Origin of the sequence: Rhodanobacter sp. T12-5, from assembly GCF_008329435.1 — a bacterium.
Lineage (GTDB): Bacteria > Pseudomonadota > Gammaproteobacteria > Xanthomonadales > Rhodanobacteraceae > Rhodanobacter.
In genome coordinates, this window is sequence record NZ_NPKN01000013.1 from 1 (window position 1) to 5,461 (window position 5,461).

The window sequence follows — 5,461 nt, forward strand, 5'->3', positions numbered from 1 at the left end:
CGCAAACGCCAGGCAAAGAAAAACCCCCACCGTTGCCGGTGAGGGTGTTTCAGGATAAAGCCCCTGGCGGTGACCTACTCTTGCATGGCAAAGCCACACTACCATCGGCGCATGCGCGTTTCACTTCTGAGTTCGGGATGGGATCAGGTGGTACCACGCCGCTATGGCCGCCAGGGAAGGGGTGGGAGCAGCGCGACTGCGCCGGCTCCACATTCTTGAAGAGGCGGCCCTGACGGCCGACTCTCCCGTGAACGATCCTCGATCGAAGAGTTGAAGAGTCCGGCCATGGATGGCCGGTCTTGACTCTCCGTGAGAGGATCTCACGTAAAGATAATCGTAAACGAGTGACAAGCGTCGAGGTGAATTCGAAACAGACAAGCTTTGGGAACAAAACAAAGCGTCTTGGGGTTATATGGTCAAGCCTCACGGCTCATTAGTATCAGTTAGCTCCATGCATTGCTGCACTTCCACACCTGACCTATCAACCACGTAGTCTTCATGGTGCCTTAAGGAGAGTCAAGCTCTCGGGAGATCTCATCTTGGGGCGTGCTTCCCGCTTAGATGCTTTCAGCGGTTATCACTTCCGTTCGTAGCTACCGGGCAATGCCATGGGCATGACAACCCGAACACCAGCGGAACGTCCACTCCGGTCCTCTCGTACTAGGAGCAGCCCCCCTCAAATCTCCAACGCCCACGACAGATAGGGACCGAACTGTCTCACGACGTTCTGAACCCAGCTCGCGTACCACTTTAAATGGCGAACAGCCATACCCTTGGGACCGGCTACAGCCCCAGGATGTGATGAGCCGACATCGAGGTGCCAAACACCGCCGTCGATATGAACTCTTGGGCGGTATCAGCCTGTTATCCCCGGAGTACCTTTTATCCGTTGAGCGATGGCCCTTCCATACAGAACCACCGGATCACTATGACCTACTTTCGTACCTGCTTGATCCGTCGATCTCGCAGTCAAGCACGCTTATGCCATTGCACACAGTGCGCGATGTCCGACCGCGCTGAGCGTACCTTCGTGCTCCTCCGTTACTCTTTGGGAGGAGACCGCCCCAGTCAAACTACCCACCATACATGGTCCCTGACCCGGATGACGGGTCGAGGTTAGAACGTCAAGCACTTCAGGGTGGTATTTCAAGGATGGCTCCACCGAAACTGGCGTCTCGGTTTCATAGCCTCCCACCTATCCTACACAGAAGAACTCAACGTTCAATGTAAAGCTATAGTAAAGGTTCACGGGGTCTTTCCGTCTTGCCGCGGGAACGCTGCATCTTCACAGCGAATTCAATTTCACTGAGTCTCGGGTGGAGACAGCGCCGCTGTCGTTACGCCATTCGTGCAGGTCGGAACTTACCCGACAAGGAATTTCGCTACCTTAGGACCGTTATAGTTACGGCCGCCGTTTACTGGGGCTTCGATCAAGAGCTTCGCCTTGCGGCTGACCCCATCAATTAACCTTCCAGCACCGGGCAGGCGTCACACCCTATACGTCCACTTTCGTGTTTGCAGAGTGCTGTGTTTTTGATAAACAGTCGCAGCGGCCAGGTTACTGCGACCCATCGACGCTCAGTCACGCACGTGACCACGTCAATGGGCGCACCTTCTCCCGAAGTTACGGTGCCATTTTGCCTAGTTCCTTCACCCGAGTTCTCTCAAGCGCCTTGGGATTCTCACCCTGCCTACCAGTGTCGGTTTACGGTACGGTTTTTCCATAGCTGAAGCTTAGTGGCTTTTCCTGGAAGCGTGGTGTCAGTCACTTCGCCCAATAGGGCTCGTCTCGGTGCTCGGCATAAAGGGTCCCGGATTTGCCTAAGACCCATGCCTACCGCCTTTCCCCGGGACAACCAACGCCCGGTAGACCTAACCTTCTCCGTCCCCACATCGCACTATGGAAAAGTGCAGGAATATTAACCTGCTTCCCATCGACTACGCATTTCTGCCTCGCCTTAGGGGCCGACTCACCCTGCGCCGATGAACGTTGCGCGAGGAAACCTTGGGCTTTCGGCGTGGGGGCTTTTCACCCCCATTATCGTTACTCATGTCAGCATTCGCACTTCCGATACCTCCAGCAGACTTTACAATCCACCTTCACAGGCTTACGGAACGCTCCTCTACCGCGTACACATAAATGTGCACACCCCGAGCTTCGGTGCATAGCTTAGCCCCGTTAAATCTTCCGCGCAGACCGACTCGACCAGTGAGCTATTACGCTTTCTTTAAAGGATGGCTGCTTCTAAGCCAACCTCCTGGCTGTCTATGCCTTTCCACATCGTTTTCCACTTAGCTATGACTTTGGGACCTTAGCTGCGGGTCTGGGTTGTTTCCCTTTTCACGACGGACGTTAGCACCCGCCGTGTGTCTCCCGGATAGTCTGTCCTGGTATTCGGAGTTTGCCATGGTTTGGTAAGTCGCGATGACCCCCTAGCCATAACAGTGCTCTACCCCCAGGAAGATTCGTCCGAGGCGCTACCTAAATAGCTTTCGAGGAGAACCAGCTATCTCCGAGTTTGTTTAGCCTTTCACTCCTATCCTCAGCTCATCCCCATCTATTGCAACAGATGTGGGTTCGGTCCTCCAGTGCGTGTTACCGCACCTTCAACCTGGCCAAGGATAGATCACTCGGTTTCGGGTCTACTGCCTGAGACTATGCGCCCTATTCAGACTCGATTTCTCTTCGCCTCCCCTATACGGTTAAGCTTGCCACAGACAGTAAGTCGCTGACCCATTATACAAAAGGTACGCAGTTACCCTTGCGGGCTTCCACTGCTTGTACGTATACGGTTTCAGGGTCTATTTCACTCCCCTCTCCGGGGTTCTTTTCGCCTTTCCCTCACGGTACTAGTTCGCTATCGGTCAGTCAGTAGTATTTAGCCTTGGAGGATGGTCCCCCCATGTTCAGACAAGGTTTCACGTGCCCCGCCTTACTCAATTTCACACAAAATGCCTTTTCGTCGACTGGGCTATCACCATCTATGGCCGGGCTTTCCATCCCGTTTGACTAAAACATAATGTGCTTTTGGGCTAGTCCCCGTTCGCTCGTCGCTACTCAGGGAATCTCGGTTGATTTCTTTTCCTCCGGGTACTTAGATATTTCAGTTCCCCGGGTTCGCCCTGCATGGCTATGTATTCACCATGCAGTACTGCTTGCGCAGTGGGTTTCCCCATTCGGACATTGCCGGATCAAAGCTTGTTGCCAGCTCCCCGACACTTTTCGCAGGCTGCCACGTCCTTCATCGCCTCTGACTGCCAAGGCATCCACCGTATACGCTTAGTCGCTTGACCATATAACCCCAAGTCGCCTCGGGGCAGCCCCCTCATCAGGGGCAGCCAAGTTACTTCGTTTTCGTGCCTTAACACTTGTCTCGGTTCGGTTCGAACCAAGACGCTTGTCACTCGTTTACTTGTTTTCAAAGAACATCACACCGGCCTCAATGCCGGATGATTTCAAAAATCTTTTGTGTGCTGATACTTCACGCGCCGAACCACCATGGTGGAGCCTATCGGGATCGAACCGATGACCCCCTGCTTGCAAAGCAGGTGCTCTCCCAGCTGAGCTAAGGCCCCAAGGTATCCTTGGAATAATGGTGGGTCTGGGTGGACTCGAACCACCGGCCTCACCCTTATCAGGGGTGCGCTCTAACCACCTGAGCTACAGACCCATGAAGGATGAACCCCAGAACCCGCGAGCCAAGCCACCTGGACAAACTACCCAGAACCAGATTCGAAGCCGCTGTTGATGAAGAGTCCGTCCATGGATGGACGGTCTTGATCTACGCTCTTCGCGACAGGATGTCGCGTGAAGTACAGGTGTCTTGTGTGGACGTCTTGCGTGAAGACTCACGCCGTCATTTCTTGAAAGGAGGTGATCCAGCCGCACCTTCCGATACGGCTACCTTGTTACGACTTCACCCCAGTCATGGATCACTCCGTGGGCGTCGTCCTCCTTGCGGTTAGACTAACGCCTTCTGGAGCAACCCACTCCCATGGTGTGACGGGCGGTGTGTACAAGGCCCGGGAACGTATTCACCGCGGCATAGCTGATCCGCGATTACTAGCGATTCCGACTTCACGGAGTCGAGTTGCAGACTCCGATCCGGACTGGGATCGGCTTTCTGGGATTGGCTCCACCTCGCGGTATTGCAACCCTCTGTACCGACCATTGTAGTACGTGTGTAGCCCTGGCCGTAAGGGCCATGATGACTTGACGTCATCCCCACCTTCCTCCGGTTTGTCACCGGCAGTCTCCTTAGAGTTCCCACCATTACGTGCTGGCAACTAAGGACAAGGGTTGCGCTCGTTGCGGGACTTAACCCAACATCTCACGACACGAGCTGACGACAGCCATGCAGCACCTGTGTTCCGATTCCCGAAGGCACTCCCGCATCTCTGCAGGATTCCGGACATGTCAAGGCCAGGTAAGGTTCTTCGCGTTGCATCGAATTAAACCACATACTCCACCGCTTGTGCGGGCCCCCGTCAATTCCTTTGAGTTTCAGTCTTGCGACCGTACTCCCCAGGCGGCGAACTTAACGCGTTAGCTTCGACACTGATCTCCGAGTTGAGACCAACATCCAGTTCGCATCGTTTAGGGCGTGGACTACCAGGGTATCTAATCCTGTTTGCTCCCCACGCTTTCGTGCTTCAGCGTCAGTGTTGTCCCAGATGGCCGCCTTCGCCACTGATGTTCCTCCCGATCTCTACGCATTTCACCGCTACACCGGGAATTCCACCATCCTCTGACACACTCTAGCTCGCCAGTATCCATCGCCATTCCCAGGTTGAGCCCGGGGATTTCACGACAGACTTAACGAACCGCCTACGCACCCTTTACGCCCAGTAATTCCGATTAACGCTTGCACCCTTCGTATTACCGCGGCTGCTGGCACGAAGTTAGCCGGTGCTTATTCCTCAGGTACCGTCAGCCCCATAGGGTATTAACCCGTGGTATTTCGTTCCTGATAAAAGTGCTTTACAACCCGAAGGCCTTCTTCACACACGCGGCATTGCTGGATCAGGCTTGCGCCCATTGTCCAATATTCCCCACTGCTGCCTCCCGTAGGAGTCTGGGCCGTGTCTCAGTCCCAGTGTGGCTGATCATCCTCTCAGACCAGCTAGCGATCGTCGCCTTGGTAGGCCATTACCCTACCAACTAGCTAATCGCACATCGGTCCGTCCAACCGCGCAAGGCCCGAAGGTCCCCTGCTTTCTCCCGTAGGACGTATGCGGTATTAGCGTAAGTTTCCCTACGTTATCCCCCACGTCTGGGTAGGTCCCGATGCATTACTCACCCGTCCGCCACTCGCCACCCAAGGAGCAAGCTCCTCTGTGCTGCCGTTCGACTTGCATGTGTTAGGCATGCCGCCAGCGTTCAATCTGAGCCAGGATCAAACTCTTCACTTAAGTTTTCGATCGTCACATCGCCTTTGCAGACCATGATGACAATCTATCT

2 tRNA genes and 3 rRNA genes are annotated in these 5,461 nt (G+C 54.6%); all 5 read right to left on the reverse strand.

Going from position 1 to position 5,461, the window contains the following annotated elements:
• Positions 1 to 61: 61 nt before the first annotated feature.
• The 5 genes from rrf to CIW53_RS17490 all read right to left on the reverse strand — a co-directional run bounded on the left by rrf (position 62) and on the right by CIW53_RS17490 (position 5,412).
• Positions 62 to 175, reverse strand: a 5S ribosomal RNA gene (gene rrf, locus CIW53_RS17470).
• 237 nt (positions 176 to 412) lie between these two features.
• Positions 413 to 3,294 (reverse strand): 23S ribosomal RNA (locus tag CIW53_RS17475).
• Between the two features lie 206 nt (positions 3,295 to 3,500).
• A tRNA-Ala gene (locus CIW53_RS17480) sits at positions 3,501 to 3,576 on the reverse strand.
• 18 nt (positions 3,577 to 3,594) lie between these two features.
• Positions 3,595 to 3,671, reverse strand: a tRNA-Ile gene (locus CIW53_RS17485).
• A gap of 196 nt (positions 3,672 to 3,867) precedes the next feature.
• Positions 3,868 to 5,412, reverse strand: a 16S ribosomal RNA gene (locus CIW53_RS17490).
• The 16S, 23S and 5S rRNA genes sit together here with 2 tRNA genes alongside, the layout of an rRNA operon.
• Between the last annotated feature and the right edge of the window lie 49 nt (positions 5,413 to 5,461).